Genomic DNA, 21,652 nt, shown 5'->3' on the forward strand with positions numbered 1-21,652 from the left:
TTGGCTCAGCCATCCGCCAGCGACGCCGCCGCCGCCGCCACATCGCCTGCCGTGCCGACCGCCCGGCAGGCGATCTCGCGGTCGACCCTGCGGATCATCCCCGACAGCGCCTTGCCCGCGCCGATCTCCCAGATCTCGCGCACGCCTTCACCGCTCATGTAGAGCACCGACTCGCGCCAGCGCACCGATCCCGTGACCTGCTCTATCAGCAATTGGCGGATCTGAGCAGGCTCGGTCACGGCGGATGCGCGGACATTCGCCACCAGCGGCACGGCGGGGGCGGTGATCTCCACCTGCGACAGCGCCGCCGTCATCGCCTCGGCGGCAGGCTGCATCAGCGCGCAGTGAAACGGTGCGCTCACCGGCAACAGGACGGCGCGCTTGGCCCCCTTGTCCTTGGCCAGTTCGACCGCGCGTTCCACCGCCGACTTGTGGCCCGAGACCACCACCTGCCCCGGATCGTTGTCATTCGCCGCCTGACAGACCTCGCCCTGCGCGGCCTCTTGGGCCACGGCGCGCGCGGTGTCGAAATCGAGGCCCAAAAGCGCCGCCATCGCGCCCACGCCCACCGGCACCGCCTCTTGCATGGCGCGGCCCCGGATCCGCAACAGCCGCGCGGTATCGGCCACGCTAAGCGCGCCCGCCGCCGCCAATGCGGAATATTCGCCCAGGGAGTGCCCGGCCACGAACGCCGCCTGCCCGATCTGCACGCCCTCTGCCTCCAACGCGCGCATTGCCGCCAGCGACGTCGCCATCAAAGCGGGCTGCGCATTGGCGGTCAGGGTCAACTGATCCTGCTCCCCCTCCCAGATCAGCGCCGAGAGATTTTCGCCCAAGGCCTCGTCCACCTCGTCGAAAACCGCCCGCGCAGCCGGATAGGCCTGCGCCAGATCGGCCCCCATGCCAATCACCTGCGCGCCCTGTCCGGGGAATACGAATGCTCGGCTCATCTGCCCCTGCCTCCCTTTGAAAAAGTGCCCCCCGATACATCGCCATGCCGCGCAAGGCAACGTCAAAGCCCGTTCCCGCACCGATGCACGGGCCGTGTGCGCGCGCGGCGATTGTCTCTGGCGACGCATCGTCTAGGTTGACGCGAAACCCGCAACAGGACGAGTGCGATGCCCCTGACCAATTCCGCCGACACCTATGGCCGCGTGACCAAGACATTTCACTGGCTCACCGCCCTGCTGATCCTGTCCAACATCGCGCTCGGCTGGATCGCCTCAAATGCCGCCCACGCGGTCGAGGGCGGGGCAGACGAGGCGCTGATCGCCCGCGCCTCGCTCTTGTTCTCGATTCACAAGACGCTTGGTGTGACGATCTTCTTCGTCGCCCTCGCGCGTATCCTCTGGGCCCTCGGCCAGACCAAGCCGGGCCTGCTGAACGGCGACAAACCCGCCGAGGCGTGGCTGGCCGAAACCGTGCACTGGCTGCTCTACGGCTCGCTCGTTCTGGTGCCATTCTCGGGCTGGGTGCATCACGCCGCCACCTCGGGCTTTGCGCCGATCTGGTGGCCGTTCGGGCAGACCCTGCCCTTCGTGCCCAAATCCGAACCCCTGTCACAGGCGGCTGGTACGGCGCATTTCATCCTGCAATGGGTGCTGACGGGGGCGATCGCCGCGCATGTGGCAGGCGCGCTCAAGCATCACCTGATCGACCGTGACGCCACCCTGCGGCGGATGCTGCCTGGGCGCGCCTCGGCCCCACCCACGGCGCGCCAGCCCGGTCATCTGCTGCCCCTCGTCACCGCCCTCGCGCTCTGGGGCGCGGCGATGGGCGGTGCCACGGCCCTCGGCTGGTTCGCCACCGAACACTCCGGCGGCCCGGCCCTCGCGCAGGTCGAAAGCGACTGGCAGGTCGAGGATGGCCAGTTGCAGATCGCCATCCGCCAGATGGGATCGGAGGTGACCGGCAGTTTCGCCGACTGGACCGCCAACATCACCTATGCCGAAACCCCCGACGAAAGCGGCCAGCATGGTACGGTCAAGGTGACGGTCAGCATCCCCTCGCTCACCCTCGGCTCGGTCACGCAGCAGGCGATGGGGGCGGATTTCTTCAACGTGGACGAATACCCCACCGCCACATTCACCGCCGATCTCATGGCCGCCGAGACCGGCCACGTCGCGCGCGGCACGCTCACCATCCGCGACCAGTCGGTGCCGGTCGAGATGCCGTTCGATCTGGCCATAGAGGGCGACACCGCCACCGTCTCGGGCGGGCTCACCGTGGATCGGCGCGACTTCAACATCGGTCAGGGGGTCAGCGACGAGGGGTCCCTGGGCTATTCGGTCGATATCACGGTCAACCTCACGGCCACGCGGCGCGACAGCGGCAGTTAGCGCGTCGAGGCCCGCTTCAGGATATCGGCGGCATTGGGATGGTTGAGCAGGGCCTTGCCGATCTCGAATTGCAGATGCGTCCGCCCGCCATGCGCCGCCTCATCCGCGATCAGCGTCTCCTCCAGCTCCGCCGGAAGCGCCGCACGGGTGCGCGGATCGACCAGCAGCGTCTCGGCGGCGATGCCCTCGGCATAGATGATCTGATGCGCATCGAAGAGGATCTGATAGTAATCGACGAAACCGCCGGTCTCGATCCGCACGGTGTCGCCATTGACCAGATGCCGCGCACGCACCAGAACCTCGTGTCGCCCGGCGCCCAACGCATCCGAGCGCTGATAGATGAACAGCCGGTGATCGGGGCTGACCAGCAGGTCGTTCTCGTTGTGCAGCGCACCGGCACTGATGCGCACCGGCGCGAACTCGCCCACCGCGCGGGCGGTAGAGTGCCCGACCCAGCGCACCGGGCACGGGCCGTCGTCGCGGGTCAGCACCATGTCGCCGGGTTGCAGATCTTCGACCGGCTTCTGCTCGCCCCTGGCCATGGTGATATGCGTGCCCCGGGTGAAGGAGACGCAGGCGGCCTGCGCGAATTTGCGCAAGGCGCCCGCATGCTCGATCCCGACCAGCGCATAGCCGGTGCGCGGGATCAGCCGGGCCAGCGGCATGGCATAGATATCGGCCACATGACCCGCCTCATCCACCTCGACAAAGACCAGCATGTCGGTCGTGCCGCCAGTCGCCGACATCAGCGTGAGCGCACAGTCGAGATGGACCTGTGCGCCGGGGCGGCCCAGCTCCGAATCGATGCCGATGGTGAACGGCCCGCTGCCCTGCATGACCAGCGACAGCCGCGCCGGCCGGGCCTGTGCGGTCAGCTCATAGACATCGTCGAGATCGAGTTCGCCGGCGAAAGACAGCGCATCGCCGAGATTGGCCCCGTTCACCACGCGAAAATCCATGGCCGGAAAGACCAGGATGGATTGAGCGGGGCGAGCGGTGGTCTGGGTCATCACGGGGGCCGGTTGTTCTGATACGATGATCGGGGGATATGGTTATAGAAGAGGCCTAGCTTAGGATTGTGGCAGCATATGGTCAATCAGCGCAAGATTTGCGGGCCGCGTGCCCGGTCCTGCATGCCGAGGGGCACCTGCAAGGGACTGGCCATCCTGCCCCGGCCAGTGTTAAGTCGCGGTAAAGCAACGCAATACGGACAGGATGGGAGAGCGAGATGGATCTGGGCATCAAGGGCAAGCGCGCCCTGGTTTGCGCGTCGTCGAAGGGCCTCGGGCTGGGCTGCGCGCGCGCGCTGGCCGCAGCGGGCGTCGATCTGGTGATGAACGCGCGCGGGGCCGAGACGCTGGAGGCATCGGCCGAGGCGATTCGCGAGGAGTTCGGCGTCGAAGTGGTCACCGTGGCCGCCGATATCACCACCGAAGGGGGCCGCGCCGCGGTGCTGGCCGAGGCGGGCGCTGTGGACATCCTCGTCAACAATGCGGGCGGCCCGCCGCCGGGCAAATGGACCGACTGGGACCGCGACGATTTCATCAAGGCGCTCGACGCCAACATGCTGGCCCCCATCGCGCTGATCAAGGCGCTGGTGCCGGGCATGATGGAGCGCGGCTGGGGCCGGGTGGTCAACATCACCTCGCAATCGGTGAAAGCGCCGATCGCGGTGCTGGGCCTGTCGAATTCGGCGCGCGCGGGCCTGACCGGCTATGTCGCGGGCACCTCGCGGCAGGTGGCGGGCAGCGGCGTGAACATCAACAACCTGCTCCCGGGCATCCATGCCACCGACCGCGCCATGGCACTCGACAAGGGCGTCAGCGAGGCGCAGGGCCTTTCGATGGAGGAGGCCAAGGCGCAGCGCTGCGCCACGATTCCCGCAGGCCGCTACGGCACGCCCGAGGAATTCGGCGCGGCCTGCGCGTTCCTGTGCAGCCAGCATGCCGGGTTCATCGTCGGTCAGAACATCCTGCTCGATGGCGGCGGGGTGAACGCCACGCTCTGAGATGGCCCGCGCCTGTGCCTTGCCGTCGTGCGATTTCGCGATAGGTCTCCGAGGGTATCCAATCACCCCCGGGGGCCTGTCTCATGCGCGCTGTTGTTCTGATCCTCTCACTGATGGTGCTGACCGCCTGTGCCGGACGCCCCGACCTCGCGGATGACCCGCTCAGTTCTCGCGATTTCGAGCTGGAAGAGTTTTTCGACGGCCACGTGGTGGGCCACGGCCAGTTTCAGGACCGGTTCGGCACCGTGCGGCGGCGCTTCGAGGTGCAGATCGCGGGCGACTGGGATGGCGAGACGCTGACCCTGACCGAGGATTTCGCCTATGCTGATGGCAGCACCGAACGCCGCGTCTGGACCCTGACCAAGACCGGCCCGGAGACATGGACAGGCAGCGCCGACGGCGTGCTCGGCCCCGCCACCGGCGAAGAGCGCGGCGACGCCTTCAACTGGACCTACACCATCGACCTGCCGGTGCCCGATGGCAGCCTGCGGGTCAGCTTCGACGACTGGATGTGGCAACTGAGCGAGAACCGCGTGCTCAACCGCGCCTATATGGACAAATACGGCGTCGAGATCGGCGAGGTGATCATCTGGTTCGAGAAACAGCGGTAACGTGGCCGCACTCAGAACGCCGGGCGCAACACGTGTCCGGCATAGATCTGCGCCAGCTTCTCCACCGCCGCTTCGGGCGGCAATTCCTCACTCTCGCCCGTCCGACGGCTGGTCAGTTCCACCACCCCGTTCTTGAGGCCGCGCGGCCCCACCGTGATCCGCCACGGCAGCCCGATCAGATCCATGGTGGCGAACTTGCCGCCTGCCCGCTCGTCGCGGTCGTCGTAAAGCGGCTCCAGCCCCAGCGCCGTGAGCGACGCAAAAAGCGCCTCGCAGGCGGCATCGGCCTCGGCGTCGCCCTGCTTGAGATTGACGATCCCGGCATGGAACGGCGTCACGCCCTCGGGCCAGATGATGCCCTTGTCGTCATGGCTCGCCTCGATGATCGCACCGACAAGACGCGAAACCCCGATACCGTGGCTGCCCATATGGACCGGCACGGGCTTGCCATCGGGGCCCTGCACCGTGGCGCCCATCGGCTCTGAATACTTGGTGCCGAAGTAAAAGATCTGCCCCACCTCAATGCCCCGGCTCGACCGGCGGCGCTCCTCGGGGATGGCGTTGAACTTCGCCTCGTCATGGGTCTCGTCGGTGCGGGCATAGGGCGTCGTCCATTCGGTGACGATGGCCTCGCATTCGGCGCGGCTGTCGTAATCCACCACCCGCTCGCCCAGCTTCAGATCGGTGATCGCACTGTCGTAGAACACCTCCGACTCGCCGGTTTCGGCCAGCACCAGGAACTCATGCGTGTCGTCGCCGCCGATCGGGCCGCTATCAGCACGCATCGGGATCGCCTGCAGCCCCATCCGCTCATAGGTGCGCAGGTAGCTCACCATGTGGCGATTATAGGCGTGCAGCGCGTCCTCTTTCGTGAGGTCGAAATTATAGCCGTCCTTCATGAAGAACTCGCGGCCCCGCATCACCCCGAAGCGCGGCCGCACCTCGTCGCGGAACTTCCACTGGATATGGTAGAGCGTCAGCGGCAGGTCCTTGTAGCTGCCCACATGGGCGCGGAAGATGTCGGTGATCAGTTCCTCGTTGGTGGGGCCATAAAGCATGTCGCGCCCGTGCCGGTCGGTGATGCGCAGCATCTCGGCGCCGTAATCGTCATAGCGCCCGCTCTCGCGCCACAGATCCGCCGATTGCAGCGTCGGCATCAGCATCGGGATATGACCCGCGCGCACCTGCTCCTCATGCACGATGTTTTCCAGCTTGCGCAGCACCTTGAAGCCCAGCGGCAGCCAGGAATAAATCCCGGCAGTCGCCTGCTTGATCATCCCCGCCCGCAGCATCAGGCGGTGACTGGCGATCTGCGCCTCCGAGGGCGTTTCCTTGAGGACGGGCAGAAAATAACGGCTGAGACGCATGTTAGGGCCTTCATGGGTTGGGTCCGGATTGCCGCCGGTTCTAGGCGAGAACGCAAGGCGGAGCAAGGCGGCACTGCGTGGGTGCCCGCCTTGCGCGGCGCGGATCCTTTCCCCTTGAAACCACGCCGCGCACGGGTGACATACTGCGGAACGGAGCAGGAGCGCGCGCATGGCATTGCCGGTCAAGGAACAGATGACATACTGGGGTCTCGCCACGGCGGTATTCGTGCTGGCGCTGTGGTTTCTCGGCAATGTGATCCTGCCCTTCGTGATCGGCGGGGCGCTGGCCTATTTCCTCGATCCCGTCGCCGACCGGCTGGAGCGGATGGGGCTGAGCCGCATGGCCTCGGTCGTTGTGATCACGCTGGCGGTCATCCTGCTGTTCACGCTGGCGCTGCTGCTGGTGATCCCGACGCTGGTCAATCAGGCCATTGCCCTGTTCGAGATCGCGCCGCAACTGGCCCGCGACCTTCGGGATTTTCTGAGCACGCATGTCCCCTCGCTGTTCGATCCCGGCTCGGCCGCGCATCAGACGCTCACGTCCTTCGGCGAGACGGTGCGCGACAAGGGCGGCGAGGTGTTGCAAACCGCGCTCAGCTCTGCCGCCTCGCTGCTCAATATCGTGGTGCTGCTGGTGGTGGCCCCGGTGGTGGCGGTCTACCTGCTCTATGACTGGGACCGCATGATCGCGAAGATCGACGACCTGCTGCCGCGCGACCATGCCCCGGTGATCCGCCGCCTCGCCGGTCAGATCGACGACACGCTCGCCAGCTTCATTCGCGGCATGGGCACGGTCTGCCTGATCCTCGGCACCTATTACGCGGTGGCGCTGATGCTGGTGGGGCTGCAATTCGGCCTCGTGGTGGGGGCGCTGGCAGGGCTGGTCACGTTCATTCCTTACGTCGGCGCGATCCTCGGCGGCGCGCTGGCGCTCGGCCTCGCACTCTTCCAGTTCTGGGGCGATTGGGTCAGCATCGGGCTGGTGGCGGGTATATTCGTCTCCGGTCAGGTGATCGAGGGCAACCTGCTCACCCCCAAGCTGGTCGGCTCCTCGGTCGGGTTGCACCCGGTCTGGCTGATCTTCGCGCTGTCGGCCTTCGGCACGCTGTTCGGCTTTGTCGGCATGCTGGTGGCGGTGCCGGTGGCGGCGGCACTCGGGGTGATCACCCGGTTCGCGCTGGACCAATACAAGGACAGCCGCCTCTATCGCGGGCTGGACATACAAGGCGACGAGTGATGGCCGAACAACTGAGCTTTCACCTGCCCGTGCGCCCGGCACTGGGGCGCGAGGATTTCTTTGTCTCCCCGGCCAATGCCGAGGCCGTCGCGATGATCGAGGCATGGCAGGGATGGCCGTCGCGCAAGCTGATCCTCGCCGGACCGGCAGGCGCGGGCAAGACCCATCTCACCCATGTCTGGGCCGCACTCTCGGGCGCGCGGATCATCGCCGCGCGGGATCTGTCCGACGCCGATATCCCCACCCTCGCCCAAGGCCCCGTCGCGGTCGAGGATGCCCGGCAGATCGCGGGCGACCGCGCCGCCGAGGATGCTCTCTTTCACCTGCACAACCTCACCTTGGCCGAAGGGCATGCGCTGCTCATCACCGCGCGCACCGCGCCGCATCTGTGGGGACTCAGCCTGCCCGATCTGACCAGCCGCATGCAGGGCACGCTGCTGACCGAGTTGCGCGCGCCCGACGACGCGCTGCTCTCGGCGGTGCTGATGAAGCTCTTCGCCGACCGCCAGCTCAGCCCCAGCCCCGACACCATCCCCTATCTTGCCCGCCGCATCGAACGCTCCTTCGAGGCGGCCCGCGACATCGTCGCGGCGCTTGACGCGCGCGCGCTGGCCGAAACCCGGCCCGTCACCCGCAGCCTTGCCGCACGGGTGCTGGACAAACGCCGCGATTGACGCCACGCTGTGTCACCCAACCGTTACATGCCAACGCCATAAGGCCGCCATGACAAACGCAGATTTTCTCAAATCCCCGCTGCCCGAGCCGGTCGACCTCCCCGATCTCGACATCATCGGACCGGGGAGGTTCTTCAACCGCGAACTCAGTTGGCTGGGCTTCAACTGGCGCGTTCTCGAAGAGGCGCAGAACCCCCGCGTGCCGCTGCTGGAACGGCTGCGTTTCCTGTCGATCTCCGCGACCAACCTGGATGAATTCTACAACGTGCGCGTCGCGGGTCTGCGCGAACTGGCCAAGGCGGGCAACACCACCCCCGCCGCCGATGGTCTCACCCCCGCCGAGCAACTGGTGCTGATCAACGACAACGCGCGCGGCCTGCTCGAGGCGCAGCAGAACACCTACGAGGCGCTGCGCCGCGAAATGGAGGACGAGAACATCGCGATTCTCGATCGCCGCTCGCTCAGCGATGCCGACAAGGACGTGCTGGCCGAGGTGTTCCTGCACAAGGTCTTTCCGGTGCTCTCGCCGCTGGCCATCGACCCGGCGCACCCGTTCCCGTTCATCCCCAATCTCGGCTTCAGCCTCGCCCTGCAACTGGAGCGCAAATCCGACAAGCGCCCGCTGCGCGCGCTGCTGCCGATCCCGCAGCAGATCGACCGTTTCGTGCGCCTGCCCGCCCCCGAGGGCATGTTCCGCGTCCTGCCGCTCGAGGAATTGCTGCTCTTGCATCTGCACAGCCTGTTTCCCGGCTACCGCTACAAGGAGCATTGCGCCTTCCGGGTGCTGCGCGACAGCGATCTCGAGGTCGAGGACGAGGCCGAAGATCTGGTGCGCGAATTCGAGGTGGCGCTGAAACGCCGCCGCCGGGGCGAAGTGGTGCGGATGAAGATCTCCGCCGGCGCGCCCGAGGCGCTGCGCCACGTGATCATGGAAGAGCTGCACGTCATCCCCGACGAGGTGGTCGAGGTCGAGGGCATGATCGGGCTGGCCGATCTCAAGGAACTGGTGCTCGACGCGCGCCCCGACCTGCTGTGGCCGTCCTTCACCCCGCGTGTCCCCGAGCGCGTGCAGGACCACGACGGCGACATGTTCGCCGCGATCCGGCAAAAGGACATGCTGCTGCATCACCCCTACGAGACCTTCGACATGGTAGTGCGCTTCCTGCAACAAGCGGCGCGCGACCCGGATGTGCTCGCAATCAAGCAGACGCTCTACCGCACCTCGCGCAACTCGCCCATCGTCGAGGCGCTGTGCGAGGCTGCCGAGGACGGCAAATCGGTGACCGCGCTGGTGGAGCTCAAGGCGCGCTTCGACGAGGCCGCGAATATCCGCCAGTCGCGGCGGCTGGAGCGCGCGGGCGCGCATGTGGTCTACGGCTTTCTCGACTGGAAGACGCATGCCAAGATTTCCACCGTGGTCCGGCGCGAGGGCGACAGCCTCGTGACCTATACCCATTACGGCACCGGCAACTATCACCCGATCACCGCGCGCATCTATACCGATCTGAGCTTTTTCACCTGCGATGCCGCCCTCGGGCGCGACGCCACCAAGGTGTTCAACTACCTGTCGGGCTATGCCGAGCCCGAAGGGCTGGAAAACCTCGCCATCTCGCCCGCCTCGCTCAAGCCGCGACTGCTGGAGATGATCGCGCGCGAGGCCGAACATGCCCGCGCCGGCAAGCCGGCGGCGATCTGGGCCAAGATGAATTCGCTGATCGAACCCGACGTGATCGACGCGCTCTATGCCGCCTCCGAGGCCGGGGTGCGGATCGACCTGGTGGTGCGCGGCATCTGCGGACTGCGCCCCAGCATCAAGGGTCTGTCCTCGAACATCCGCGTCAAATCCATCGTCGGTCGGTTTCTGGAGCATTCGCGCATCGTCTGTTTCGGCAACGGTGCCGGGCTGCCGTCGAAAAAGGCGCGGGTCTTCATCTCCTCGGCCGACTGGATGGGCCGCAACCTCAACCGCCGGGTGGAGACGCTGGTCGAGACCACAAACCCGACCGTCAAGGCACAGATCGTCAGCCAGATCATGGCCGCCAACATGGCCGATGAGGCGCAAACCTGGGTCATGGCCCCGGATGGCACATTCTCGCGCAATGTCAGGCCCGAAGGCGAGTTCGCCTTCAACTGTCACCGCTTCTTCATGGAAAACCCGTCGCTGTCGGGCCGGGGCTCGGCGGGCGCGTCGGATGTGCCGAAACTCACCCATACAGGCGATTGACCCGCGCGCCCCCCTGTCGCATAGAGGGGGCGCACGAGACTGGGACGGATATGGACGGCACGAGCGATCCTGCGGAACCCGATGGCGGCCCCTTTGGCCGCCCCCTTTTCGATAGCGAAACAGCCCGCGCGCTCAGCCGGGTCGGCGTGGTCGATGTGGGCTCCAACTCCGTCCGCCTGGTGGTGTTCGACGGTGCCGCGCGCAGCCCGGCCTATTTCTACAACGAAAAGATCATGTGTGCGCTCGGCTCCGGCATGTCCGAAACCGGGCGTCTCAACCCCGAGGGGCGCAAGCGCGCACTCGAGGCGCTGCGCCGCTTCCAGATGCTGGGCGAGGGGATGGATACCGGCCCGCTCGTCGCCGTCGCCACCGCCGCGGTGCGCGACGCCGAGGACGGTGCGGAATTCTGCGCCGAGGTCGAGCGCGAGACCGGCCTCAAGCTCTGGGTCATCGACGGGCGCGAGGAGGCACGGCTTTCGGCGCAGGGCGTGCTTCTGGGCTGGCCCGGCTCCTACGGTCTGGTCTGCGATATCGGCGGCTCGTCGATGGAACTCGCGGCGATCGACGGCGGCACCGTCGGCGCGCGGATCTCGTCGCCGCTGGGGCCGTTCAAGCTGGCCGATCTCACGGGCGGCAAGAAGGGGCGCAAGGCCCACATCCGCGACACCCTCGCCGCCATGCAAAAGGAGCTGGGCGAACAGCGCAACCGCCTGTTTCTGGTCGGCGGGTCGTGGCGGGCGATTGCCAGGATCGACATGGCCCGACGCGGCTATCCCCTGCACGTGCTGCACGAATACCGCATGCGCCCCGCCGATCTGCGCGCCACCATCAAGCATATCGAAAAGACCGATCTCGAGACATTGCGCAGCGCATCGGGCGTCTCATCAAGCCGCATCGCCCTTGTCCCGCTGGCCGCAGAGGTGCTGCGCGAGGTGCTCAAGACCTTCAAGCCGCGCGACATCGCAATCTCCAGCTACGGCATCCGCGAGGGGCTGCTTTATGAGCAGATGCCGCAACTCCTGCGCGACCGCGACCCGCTGATCGAGGCCTGCCGCTTCGCCGAGCACAAGGACGCGCGCCTGCCCGGTTTCGGCAAGGTGATCTATCACTTCCTGCTGCCGCTCTTCAAATCCGCCAGCCCCGAACGCCGCCGCCTGATCCGCGCCGCCTGCCTGCTGCATGACGTCAGCTGGCGCGCCCATCCCGACTATCGCGCCGAAGTGTGTTTCGACAATGCCACCCGCGCCAATCTCGGCGGGCTCAAGCATTCCGAGCGGGTGTTTCTCGGCCTTGCCCTGCTGCACCGCTACTCCAACAAGCGCGGCAACACCCGGTTTTCCGACCTCGACAGCCTGATTTCCGACGCGGACAAGAAGGATGCCGAAATCGTCGGCAAGGCGATGCGCTTTGCCGCGATGCTCTGGCTGAAAAAGAACGCGCGCCTCGGCGAATTGCGCTGGTTCCCCAAGAAAAGGCTGCTCGAACTGCGCCTCTCGGAGGACGCGGCACCGCTCTTCGGCGAAGTCGCGCGCGCCCGCTTCGACGCGCTGACCTCCGCGCTCGAGGCGCAGGGCACGGTGCGGTGAGGCGCGCCAGATATCGCCACGGAAAGGGCATGACATGAAACTCGCCGATCTCGACATCCTCGTGACATCGCCGCCCGCGCCGGGCTGGGGCGGGCGCTACTGGATCCTGGTGAAGCTGACCACCGATAACGGCATCACCGGCTGGGGCGAATGCTATGCGGCCTCTGTCGGGCCGCAGGCGATGCGCGCCGTGATCGAGGACGTGTTCGCCCGCCACATGCAGGGCGAGAACCCCGAAAATATCGAGCTGATGTTCCGCCGCGCCTATTCCTCGGGCTTCACCCAGCGGCCCGACCTCACCGTTATGGGCGCGTTCTCGGGGCTGGAGATCGCCTGCTGGGACATTCTGGGCAAGGCGCGCGACCGGCCGGTCTGGGCGCTTCTGGGCGGGCGGATGAACGCGCGCATCCGCGCCTATACCTATCTCTACCCCCTGCCCCATCACGACCTCACCGAATTCTGGACCTCGCCCGAAATGGCCGCCGAAAGCGCGCTCGACTGCGTCGCGCGTGGCTATACAGCGGTCAAGTTCGACCCGGCGGGCCCCTACACGATGCGCGGCGGCCATATGCCCGCGATGTCCGGTATCTCGATGTCGGTGGCGTTCTGCCGTGCCATCCGCGAGGCGGTGGGCGACCGCGCCGATCTGCTCTTCGGCACGCATGGGCAGTTCACCACCGCCGGCGCCATCCGCCTTGGACAGGCGCTGGAACCCTATTCCCCGCTCTGGTACGAAGAACCCGTGCCGCCCGACAATGTCGGCGCTATGGCGCAGGTGGCGCGCGCCGTGCGCATCCCCGTGGCCACCGGCGAGCGGCTGACCACCAAGGCCGAGTTTGCCCCCATCCTGCGCGAGGGCGCGGCGGCGATCCTGCAACCGGCTTTGGGCCGCGCGGGCGGCATCTGGGAGATGAAGAAGGTCGCCGCCATGGCCGAGGTCTATAACGCGCAACTGGCCCCGCATCTCTATGCCGGGCCGGTGGAATGGGCCGCAAATATCCACCTTGCCGCCTCGATCCCCAATCTGCTGATGGCCGAAACCATCGAGACCCCGTTTCACGACGCGCTCATCAAGGGCGGCATCCGGGTGGAGGACGGCTTTGTCATCCCGCCCGAAGCCCCGGGCCTCGGCATCGAGGTGGATGAGGCGCTGGCCCGCGCGCATCCCTTCGACGGCGACGGGCTGCATCTGCAGATGCAGGAGGCACCCTGCGACTACGTCAATGGCAACAGCTTTGCCGGAGGGGCCCCGCTCAAGACGCAGTAACGCGCGCCCCCTCCACCCTCGAACCCCCGCCTCAAGATCGGCAAGACCACGCACATCGCCTCGAGATTGCTTTCGATTTGGAAACAATCGCGCTATTATGCCCTAAAGTGCCACGCAGAAGGGGCTAGGCGATGCGAGCAGTCATACTGGGGCTTTCGGGCCTGTTTCTTGGAATTAGCCCGTCCTGGGCAACCGGCGCGGTCGAGGAATCGCTGCGCCCGCAATCGCGCCCAGGAGCGGCGTTCACACCGGCGGCAGTTGTGCTGAACGATCTACCGTCGCAGGTTCTGCGCCCGCAGATGCGGCCCGCGAAGGTGGAGGTCTTTCAGGTCACCGCAAGCCCGGATTTTGACCGCTGGATCGCCGGGTTCCGGGGTCGGGCGCTGTCGCAGGGGATCAGCGGGCAGGTGTTCGACCGCGCCTTTCGTGGCGTGCGCTACGACGCCGATGTGGTGGCCAAGGATCGCAACCAATCCGAATTCAAGCGCGAGATCTGGGACTATCTCGACAGCGCCGTCTCGCCCGTGCGGGTCGAGAACGGGCAGCGCGCCCTGCGCCAGCACCGCCGCGCGCTGGACCGGATCGAGGCGCATTACGGCGTCGAGAAAGAGGTCGTGACGGCGGTCTGGGGGATGGAGAGCACCTATGGCGAGCGGCTGGGCGACTTGCCGCTGATCGGCTCGATGGCGACATTGGCCTATGACGGGCGGCGCGGCGCGTTCTTCGAGAAACAACTGATCGCGGCGCTGAAAATCCTGCAATCGGGCGATGTGACGCCTGACCGGATGAAAGGCTCCTGGGCCGGGGCGATGGGGCACACGCAGTTCATGCCAACGTCATACGAGGCCTATGCGGTGGATTTCACCGGCGATGGCAAACGCGACGTGTGGTCGGACGATCCGACCGACGCGCTGGCCTCGACCGCCGCCTATCTCAAGCGGTTCGGCTGGCGCAAGGGCATGCCCTGGGGCATGGAGGTGCTGGTGCCGCGCGGCGCGTCCTTCGGCAGCACCAGCCGGATGCCCTCGGACTGGGCGGCGCGCGGTGTCGTCGGCATCGACGGGCGACCGGTGCGCGATTTCGGCTCGGCGCGCATCCTGCAACCGGCGGGGCCGTCGGGCGCGTCCTTCATGGTCTTTGCCAATTTCGACGTGATCAAGCGCTACAACAACGCCGATGCCTATGCCCTGGGCGTCGGGCACCTGTCCGACCGGATCGCGGGCGGGCCGGAAATACAGGCCAGCTGGCCGCGCGGCTATGACCCGCTGACATTCGACCAGCGCAAGGAGATGCAGCGCCGCCTCCAGCGCAAGGGCTTTGCGGTCGAGAAGATCGACGGCATCGTCGGGCCCAACACCGTGGCCGCGATCCGCGCCTTTCAGCGGTCGGTGGGGGCGGCGCCGGACGGCCTGCCGTCACAGCAGTTGCTGGCGCTGCTCAAGCGGTCCTGAGGGCAAGACGGCGGGGCATTTCTCGCCCCTGCGACGCTGATAGCGCAAACGCCTGCAAGGGGTTTGGGCAGGGGTCGCAGGGCGGGAATCGCAAATTCGTAGGAAAAAGTGATGTTTTTTGAAGGATAAAAAGCGCGCATTCCGTCGCACTTGAGGTAAGCCATTGAAAGCATGCAGTATTCCATAGTATACAATTGATTTCAAGCGGCTTGCCCGACACGGAAGGCTCTGCTACACCCCAGCCGAATTTCGATGTTTCGCAAGTCTCATCGTATGCCAACGCCCCCGGACGTGACGTGCCGTCACAGCTGCTCAACCGGGGCCAGATTATCGGAAGGGTGGACGTGTCCGAACCAGCTTCGATTTCTTCCGGCATTGCCGCGCGCTATGCCACTGCGATCTTCGAGCTTGCGAAAGAGGCCAAATCGCTGGCCAAACTCGAGGCGAACCTCGACGATCTCTCCGCAGCCCTCGCCGACAGCGCCGACCTGCGCGCGGTCATCGCCTCCCCGGTGCTCAGCCGTGACGAGCAGGGCAAGGCGATTGCCGCGATTGCCGACAAGATGGGGCTGGTCCCCGAACTGCGCAACGGCCTGGCCGTCATGGCCGCCAAGCGCCGCCTCTTCGTGCTGCCGCAACTGATCGCCCAGCTTGAAGAGATGATCGCCGAGGACAAGGGCGAGGTGAAAGCCGAAGTGATCAGCGCCAAGGCGCTGACCAAGGCACAGTCCGACAAGCTGGCGAAAACCCTCAAGGCCCAAATCGGCCGCGATGTGAAACTGAATGCGACCGTTGATGAAAGCCTCATCGGCGGTCTTGTTGTAAAAGTGGGCTCGAAGATGATCGACACCTCGATCCGCTCGCGGCTCGATTCCCTCCAGAATGCAATGAAAGAGGTCGGATAAATGGGTATCCAAGCAGCAGAGATTTCTGCGATCCTGAAGGACCAGATCAAGAATTTCGGCCAGGAGGCCGAAGTTGCCGAGATCGGTCGGGTTCTGTCCGTGGGTGACGGTATCGCGCGGGTTCACGGGCTGGACAATGTCCAGGCCGGTGAGCTTGTCGAGTTTCCGGGCGGGGTCATGGGCATGGCGCTCAACCTCGAGGCCGACAATGTCGGCGTCGTGATCTTCGGCTCCGACCGTGACATCAAGGAAGGCGATACCGTCAAGCGCACCAAATCCATCGTGGACGTGCCGATCGGCGACGAGCTCTTGGGCCGCGTCGTGGACGGTCTCGGCAACCCGCTCGACGGCAAGGGCCCGATCAAGACGAAAAACCGTGGTCTGGCCGATGTGAAGGCCCCCGGCATCATCCCGCGCAAATCGGTGCACGAGCCGATGGCGACCGGCCTCAAATCGGTGGACGCGATGATCCCGATTGGCCGTGGTCAGCGCGAGCTGATCATTGGCGACCGTCAGACCGGCAAGACCGCCGTGGCGCTCGACACGATCCTGAACCAGAAGGTCTATAACGAGGCCGCAGGCGACGACGAGAGCAAGAAGCTCTATTGCGTCTATGTCGCCATCGGCCAAAAGCGCTCGACGGTGGCGCAGCTGGTGAAAAAACTCGAAGAGAGCGGCGCGATCAAGTACTCCATCGTCGTGGCCGCCACCGCCTCCGACCCCGCGCCGATGCAGTTCCTCGCGCCCTATTCGGCAACCGCGATGGCCGAGCATTTCCGCGACAATGGCCGTCACGCGCTGATCGTTTATGATGACCTCTCGAAACAGGCCGTGGCCTATCGCCAGATGTCGCTGCTGCTGCGTCGTCCGCCCGGTCGTGAAGCCTATCCGGGCGACGTGTTCTACCTCCACTCCCGCCTGCTGGAGCGATCGGCCAAGCTCAACGAGGACAATGGTTCGGGCTCGCTCACCGCGCTGCCGATCATCGAAACCCAGGGTGGCGACGTGTCGGCGTTCATTCCGACCAACGTGATCTCGATCACCGACGGTCAGATCTTCCTTGAAACCGAACTGTTCTATCAGGGCATCCGCCCTGCCGTGAACACCGGACTGTCGGTTAGCCGTGTGGGCTCCTCGGCACAGACCAACGCGATGAAGTCGGTCGCCGGTCCGGTGAAACTGGAGCTTGCGCAATATCGCGAAATGGCGGCCTTCGCGCAGTTCGGCTCCGACCTCGATGCGGCAACGCAGCAGTTGCTCAACCGTGGCGCCCGTCTGACCGAGTTGATGAAGCAGGCGCAGTATTCGCCGCTGACCAACGCCGAGATCGTCTGTGTGATCTATGCAGGCACGCATGGCTACCTTGACAAGATCAAGGTTGGCGACGTGGGCCGCTACGAGCAGGGCTTGCTCAAGCACCTGCGCGGCAAGCATCAGGATCTGCTGGATTACATCACCAAGGAAGATCCCAAGATCAAGGGTGAGGCCGAGGACAAGATCAAGGCCGCGCTGGACGAATTCGCCGCTGACTTCGCGTAAGGGGGAGATAAGGCAATGCCGAATCTCAAGGACCTGAAAAACCGGATCTCGTCGGTCAAATCGACCCGCAAGATCACGAAGGCCATGCAGATGGTCGCCGCGGCGAAGCTTCGCCGCGCTCAGGAGGCCGCGGAAATGTCGCGGCCTTACACCGAACGTTTCAACGCGGTGATGAAAAAGCTCGCGGCCTCGGTGGGTGACGCCGAGAACGCGCCCCGGCTTCTGGCCGGGACGGGCGAGGACAAGGTGCATCTTCTGGTGGTGATGACCGCCGAACGCGGGCTGTGCGGTGGCTTCAACGCCAATATCGCCAAGTTGGCCAAGGCCGAGGCCACCGCTCTGCTGGCCAAGGGCAAGACGGTCAAGATCCTCACCGTCGGCAAGAAGGGCCGCGATGCGATGCGCCGTGACTATGGCCAGTATTTCGTGGATCACGTCGATCTCACGGAGGTCAAGCGCGTGGGCTATGCCGATGCGCAGGCGGTGGCGGCCAATGTGCTCAACCGGTTCGACGCCGGAGAGTTCGACGTGGCCAAGATCTTCTACTCGCAGTTCGAGAACGTGGTCACGCAAATCCCGACCAAGCAGCAGATCATCCCTGCCGATGTGGGCGATCTGGACGAGGCCGATACCGAGACGTTCTACGAGTACGAGCCGGACGAGACGGCGATCCTCGCCGATCTGCTGCCGCGCGGTGTGGCGACGCAGATCTTCAGCGCGCTGCTGGAAAACGGGGCCTCGGAACAGGGCGCGCGGATGTCCGCTATGGACAACGCCACCCGCAACGCGGGCGAGATGATCGACAAGCTGACCATCGAATACAACCGCTCGCGTCAGGCCGTGATCACCAACGAGCTGATTGAAATCATTTCCGGCGCGGAAGCGCTGTAAGACAAACCGGAGACGAAACATGGCAAATGCAAAAGGCAAAGTGACCCAGGTCATTGGCGCCGTTGTGGACGTTCACTTTGACGGCGATCTGCCAGCCATCCTGAACGCGCTGGAAACCGACAACCACGGCAAGAAGCTGGTCCTCGAAGTGGCGCAGCATCTGGGCGAGAACACCGTGCGCACCATCGCGATGGACGCGACCGAAGGCCTCGTGCGCGGTCAGGCCGTGAGCGATACCGGCTCGCCGATCTCGGTGCCGGTGGGCAATGCCACCCTCGGCCGCATCCTCAACGTCATCGGCGAGCCGGTGGACGAGGGCGCGCCGATCAAGGCGACCGAATATCGCTCGATCCACCAGCCGGCGCCGGAATTCTCCGAGCAGTCGACCGCCTCCGAAATCCTCGAAACCGGCATCAAGGTGGTGGACCTGCTCGCCCCCTACGCCAAGGGCGGCAAGATCGGCCTCTTCGGTGGTGCCGGTGTGGGCAAGACGGTTCTGATCATGGAACTGATCAACAACATCGCCAAGGTGCACTCGGGCTATTCGGTTTTCGCCGGTGTGGGCGAGCGGACGCGTGAGGGCAACGACCTCTATCACGAGATGATCGAATCGAACGTGATCAAGCCCGACAATCTGGAAGAAAGCCAGGTTGCGCTGGTCTACGGCCAGATGAACGAGCCTCCAGGCGCGCGCGCGCGTGTCGCCCTGACCGGCCTGACGCTGGCCGAGCAGTTCCGCGACCAATCCGGCTCGGACGTGCTGTTCTTCGTCGATAACATCTTCCGCTTCACGCAGGCGGGCTCCGAGGTGTCGGCGCTTCTGGGTCGTATTCCTTCGGCTGTGGGCTATCAGCCGACGCTGGCGACCGACATGGGCGCTATGCAGGAACGCATCACCTCGACCAAATCCGGCTCGATCACGTCCATTCAGGCCGTTTACGTGCCTGCGGATGACCTGACCGACCCGGCACCGGCCACGACCTTCGCCCACCTCGACGCCACGACCGTTCTCAGCCGTGCGATTTCCGAGCTTGGTATCTACCCCGCCGTGGACCCGCTCGACTCGAACTCGCGCCTGATGGACCCGCAGATCGTCGGCGAAGAGCATTATCAGGTGGCCCGTGACGTGCAGGGCATCCTGCAACGCTACAAGTCGCTTCAGGACATCATCGCCATTCTCGGCATGGATGAACTCAGCGAAGAGGACAAGCTGACCGTGGCCCGCGCCCGTAAGATCCAGCGCTTCCTCAGCCAGCCCTTCGACGTGGCCAAGGTGTTCACCGGCTCCGACGGCATCCAGGTGCCGCTGGAAGAGACCATCAAGTCGTTCAAGGCCGTGGTCGCGGGTGAATACGATCACCTGCCCGAAGGCGCGTTCTACATGGTCGGCGGCATCGACGATGTGATCGCCAAGGCCGAGAAGATGGCGGCAGACGCGGCATGAGATCGGGGTGGGGTTGCCCCCACCCTACATGACGACCTTTGGCGTAGGGTGGGGGTCAACCCCACCACATGCCGCAAGAGGAGGCCGATATGGCTGACACAGTGCAATTCGATCTCGTGAGCCCCGAGCGCCTGCTGGCCTCGGTGGCGGCCCGTGAGGTGCAGATCCCCGGGGCCGAGGGGGACATGACGGCAATGCCCGATCATTCGCCGCTAATCACCACGCTGCGTCCCGGGATCGTCCGGGTCTCGGGCCCGCAGGGCGACAAGGAATATGTCGTCACCGGCGGCTTCGCCGAGATCAACGGCGAGAGCATCTCGATCCTGGCGGAACGCGCCGTGGCGCGTGAGGACATGACGCAGGACGCCTACAAGGCGATGGTCGCCGAGGCGACCGACCGTCTGGCCAAGGCGCAGGAAACCTATGTCAACGAGCCCGGCCCGGTGGACGAGGCGGCCAAGCTCTTGTCGGACATGGTGGCGATCGGGGATCACATCGGGCTTTCCTCACACTGAACCATCGCGTCACACGCAACGGGTAAAAGGGTCGCCACGCGGCCCTTTTTCCTTTTTCGTTTCTCAATTCTGCCAGAAATACGTAATAATTCAGGCAGGATAACAAAGGCGCGGCGCATGCAGGTATTCATCAATCAGGCCATTGGCGTCGATCAGGGGGACGACGTGCTGTTCTCCGATTACGAGGATGGCGGCGCGATGTGGACCGGACGCGGCGCGCGCGAGCGCCGCAAGAAGATCACCTTCACGACCGAATTCAAGGACGAGCCAATCGTGCATGTTTCGATGTCGCTCTGGGATATGGACAGCGGCACCAACGCGCGCGCGGATGTCACCGCCGAAAAGATCACCCGCAAGGGGTTCGAGGTGGTGTTCCGCACCTGGTCCGACACCCGCGTGGCGCGGGTTCGGGTCCGATGGCTCGCCATCGGCGCGGCCTTCCACGAAGATGACTGGCAGGATGTCTACTGAGACCCGCGCGGCGGGCACCGCCCACCCTGCCCCGATCAGCCGCTGAACTGCCCCTCATAGACCGGCTCCAGCGTCGGGGTCTCGAAGAGCGACGACACCGATGTGCCGTTCCAGATATTGAGGATCGCCTGGGCAAAGACCGGGGCTGTCGGAATGATGCGGATATTGGGCGTCGCCTTGACCGCCTCGGTGGGCTGGATCGTATCGGTGATGACCATGGATTTCAGCACCGAGTTGGTGATCCGCTCCACCGCCGGGCCGGACATGACACCGTGGGTGGTATAGGCGTGCACCTCGCGTGCACCGTTATCCGTCAGCAGTTGCGCCGCCTTGCACATGGTGCCGGCCGTGTCGCACATGTCATCGACGATGATGCAGATCTTGTCGCTCACATCGCCGATCACGGTCATCTCGGCCACTTCGCCTGCCTTTTCGCGGCGTTTGTCGACAATGGAAAGGGGCGCGTTGATGCGCTTGGCCAGTTCGCGCGCCCGTGCCACGCCGCCCACATCCGGCGAGACGATCATCACGTCATCCATCACGCCCTTGAATTGCGTCATGATGTCGAGCGCAAAGATCGGCGAGGCATAGAGGTTGTCCACCGGAATGTCGAAGAAGCCCTGGATCTGCGCCGCGTGAAGGTCCATGGTCAGCACCCGCTCGATCCCCGCCTCGACGATCATGTTGGCCACCAGCTTGGCCGAAATCGGGGTGCGCGCCTTGGAGCGGCGATCCTGCCGTGCATAGCCGAAATAGGGGATCACTGCGGTGATCCGCTGGGCCGAGGACCGGCGCAGCGCGTCGGCCATGATCAGCAGCTCCATCAGGTTGTCATTGGCCGGGTTCGAGGTGGGCTGGATGATGAACATGTCCTCGCCGCGCACGTTCTCGTAGACCTCGACAAAGATTTCCTGATCGTTGAACCGTTCGATCCGCGCATCGCAGAGCCCCACATCGACCCCCCGATGCATCGACATGCGCCGCGCGATGGCCTTGGCGAGCGGCAGGTTCGCATTGCCGGAAATCAGCTTGGGTTGCGGTGTGGAAGGCATGATGAGGGTTCCCGGAATGATCCATGTGACAGATTCGTGATGTTGCACACCGCTTAGCATGCACCTAGGGT

19 protein-coding genes are annotated in these 21,652 nt (G+C 65.2%); 15 read left to right on the top strand and 4 right to left on the bottom strand.

Annotated elements, in window-relative coordinates:
* Nucleotides 1-5: 5 nt before the first annotated feature.
* Nucleotides 6-950, bottom strand: a complete 945-nt coding sequence (gene fabD / locus ACSSV4_RS04135; protein ID WP_454273658.1) for an ACP S-malonyltransferase — start codon at nt 948-950, stop codon at nt 6-8.
* Nucleotides 951-1,118: 168 nt separating this feature from the next.
* On the opposite strand from fabD, the gene ACSSV4_RS04140 reads away from it, so the two are divergent.
* The gene (locus tag ACSSV4_RS04140) at nt 1,119-2,339 is read left to right on the top strand and encodes a cytochrome b/b6 domain-containing protein (RefSeq protein WP_454273660.1); all 1,221 of its coding nucleotides are present in this window, start codon (nt 1,119-1,121) and stop codon (nt 2,337-2,339) included.
* On the opposite strand, the gene ACSSV4_RS04145 is transcribed toward ACSSV4_RS04140, so the two are convergent.
* Nucleotides 2,336-3,349, bottom strand: a complete 1,014-nt coding sequence (locus ACSSV4_RS04145; RefSeq protein WP_454273662.1) for a Hint domain-containing protein — start codon at nt 3,347-3,349, stop codon at nt 2,336-2,338. The genes ACSSV4_RS04140 and ACSSV4_RS04145 overlap by 4 nt on opposite strands.
* Nucleotides 3,350-3,567: 218 nt before the next feature.
* Between ACSSV4_RS04145 and ACSSV4_RS04150 the strand changes: the two genes are divergently transcribed.
* Together ACSSV4_RS04150 and ACSSV4_RS04155 are read left to right on the top strand one after the other, a co-directional pair.
* Nucleotides 3,568-4,347, top strand: a complete 780-nt coding sequence (locus ACSSV4_RS04150; RefSeq protein WP_454273663.1) for an SDR family oxidoreductase — start codon at nt 3,568-3,570, stop codon at nt 4,345-4,347.
* Nucleotides 4,348-4,430: 83 nt separating this feature from the next.
* Complete coding sequence (locus ACSSV4_RS04155) at nt 4,431-4,958, top strand: DUF3833 domain-containing protein (protein ID WP_454273664.1); 528 nt, start codon at nt 4,431-4,433, stop codon at nt 4,956-4,958.
* Nucleotides 4,959-4,969: 11 nt separating this feature from the next.
* Here the strand turns inward: ACSSV4_RS04155 and proS are convergent, their stop codons facing one another.
* Complete coding sequence (gene proS / locus ACSSV4_RS04160) at nt 4,970-6,325, bottom strand: proline--tRNA ligase (RefSeq protein WP_454273666.1); 1,356 nt, start codon at nt 6,323-6,325, stop codon at nt 4,970-4,972.
* A 169-nt stretch (nt 6,326-6,494) separates the two neighbouring features.
* Between proS and ACSSV4_RS04165 the strand changes: the two genes are divergently transcribed.
* The 12 genes from ACSSV4_RS04165 (at nt 6,495) to ACSSV4_RS04220 (ending at nt 20,529) form a co-directional block, all read left to right on the top strand.
* The gene (locus ACSSV4_RS04165; protein ID WP_454273667.1) at nt 6,495-7,562 is read left to right on the top strand and encodes an AI-2E family transporter; all 1,068 of its coding nucleotides are present in this window, start codon (nt 6,495-6,497) and stop codon (nt 7,560-7,562) included.
* Nucleotides 7,562-8,236, top strand: coding sequence for a chromosomal replication initiator DnaA (locus ACSSV4_RS04170; RefSeq protein ID WP_454273669.1), 675 nt, complete (start codon nt 7,562-7,564; stop codon nt 8,234-8,236). Before ACSSV4_RS04165 ends, ACSSV4_RS04170 begins: the two co-directional genes overlap by 1 nt.
* Before the next feature lie 49 nt (nt 8,237-8,285).
* Complete coding sequence (locus ACSSV4_RS04175) at nt 8,286-10,460, top strand: RNA degradosome polyphosphate kinase (protein WP_454273671.1); 2,175 nt, start codon at nt 8,286-8,288, stop codon at nt 10,458-10,460.
* Nucleotides 10,461-10,510: 50 nt separating this feature from the next.
* Nucleotides 10,511-12,046, top strand: a complete 1,536-nt coding sequence (locus tag ACSSV4_RS04180) for a Ppx/GppA family phosphatase (protein ID WP_454273672.1) — start codon at nt 10,511-10,513, stop codon at nt 12,044-12,046.
* A gap of 34 nt (nt 12,047-12,080) precedes the next feature.
* Nucleotides 12,081-13,313 (top strand): mandelate racemase/muconate lactonizing enzyme family protein, encoded by a 1,233-nt coding sequence (locus ACSSV4_RS04185; protein WP_454273674.1) that lies wholly within the window; start codon nt 12,081-12,083, stop codon nt 13,311-13,313.
* 131 nt (nt 13,314-13,444) lie between these two features.
* Nucleotides 13,445-14,764, top strand: a complete 1,320-nt coding sequence (locus ACSSV4_RS04190; RefSeq protein ID WP_454273676.1) for a lytic murein transglycosylase — start codon at nt 13,445-13,447, stop codon at nt 14,762-14,764.
* A gap of 338 nt (nt 14,765-15,102) precedes the next feature.
* A complete protein-coding gene (locus ACSSV4_RS04195; protein WP_454273878.1) occupies nt 15,103-15,669 on the top strand; it encodes a F0F1 ATP synthase subunit delta in 567 nt (188 codons plus the stop codon).
* Complete coding sequence (gene atpA, locus ACSSV4_RS04200; RefSeq protein ID WP_454273677.1) at nt 15,670-17,208, top strand: F0F1 ATP synthase subunit alpha; 1,539 nt, start codon at nt 15,670-15,672, stop codon at nt 17,206-17,208.
* 15 nt (nt 17,209-17,223) lie between these two features.
* Nucleotides 17,224-18,099 carry a F0F1 ATP synthase subunit gamma gene (locus ACSSV4_RS04205; RefSeq protein WP_454273678.1) on the top strand — a complete coding sequence of 292 codons (876 nt, stop codon included), beginning with the start codon at nt 17,224-17,226 and terminating at the stop codon, nt 18,097-18,099.
* Nucleotides 18,100-18,118: 19 nt separating this feature from the next.
* The gene (atpD, locus tag ACSSV4_RS04210) at nt 18,119-19,543 is read left to right on the top strand and encodes a F0F1 ATP synthase subunit beta (RefSeq protein ID WP_454273679.1); all 1,425 of its coding nucleotides are present in this window, start codon (nt 18,119-18,121) and stop codon (nt 19,541-19,543) included.
* Between the two features lie 89 nt (nt 19,544-19,632).
* The gene (locus tag ACSSV4_RS04215) at nt 19,633-20,058 is read left to right on the top strand and encodes a F0F1 ATP synthase subunit epsilon (RefSeq protein WP_454273680.1); all 426 of its coding nucleotides are present in this window, start codon (nt 19,633-19,635) and stop codon (nt 20,056-20,058) included.
* Between the two features lie 117 nt (nt 20,059-20,175).
* Complete coding sequence (locus tag ACSSV4_RS04220) at nt 20,176-20,529, top strand: H-type lectin domain-containing protein (protein WP_454273681.1); 354 nt, start codon at nt 20,176-20,178, stop codon at nt 20,527-20,529.
* Between the two features lie 35 nt (nt 20,530-20,564).
* Here the strand turns inward: ACSSV4_RS04220 and ACSSV4_RS04225 are convergent, their stop codons facing one another.
* Nucleotides 20,565-21,581, bottom strand: coding sequence for a ribose-phosphate pyrophosphokinase (locus ACSSV4_RS04225; RefSeq protein ID WP_454273682.1), 1,017 nt, complete (start codon nt 21,579-21,581; stop codon nt 20,565-20,567).
* Nucleotides 21,582-21,652: the final 71 nt, after the last annotated feature.

It is taken from the genome of Roseovarius sp. MBR-154 (assembly GCF_053628595.1).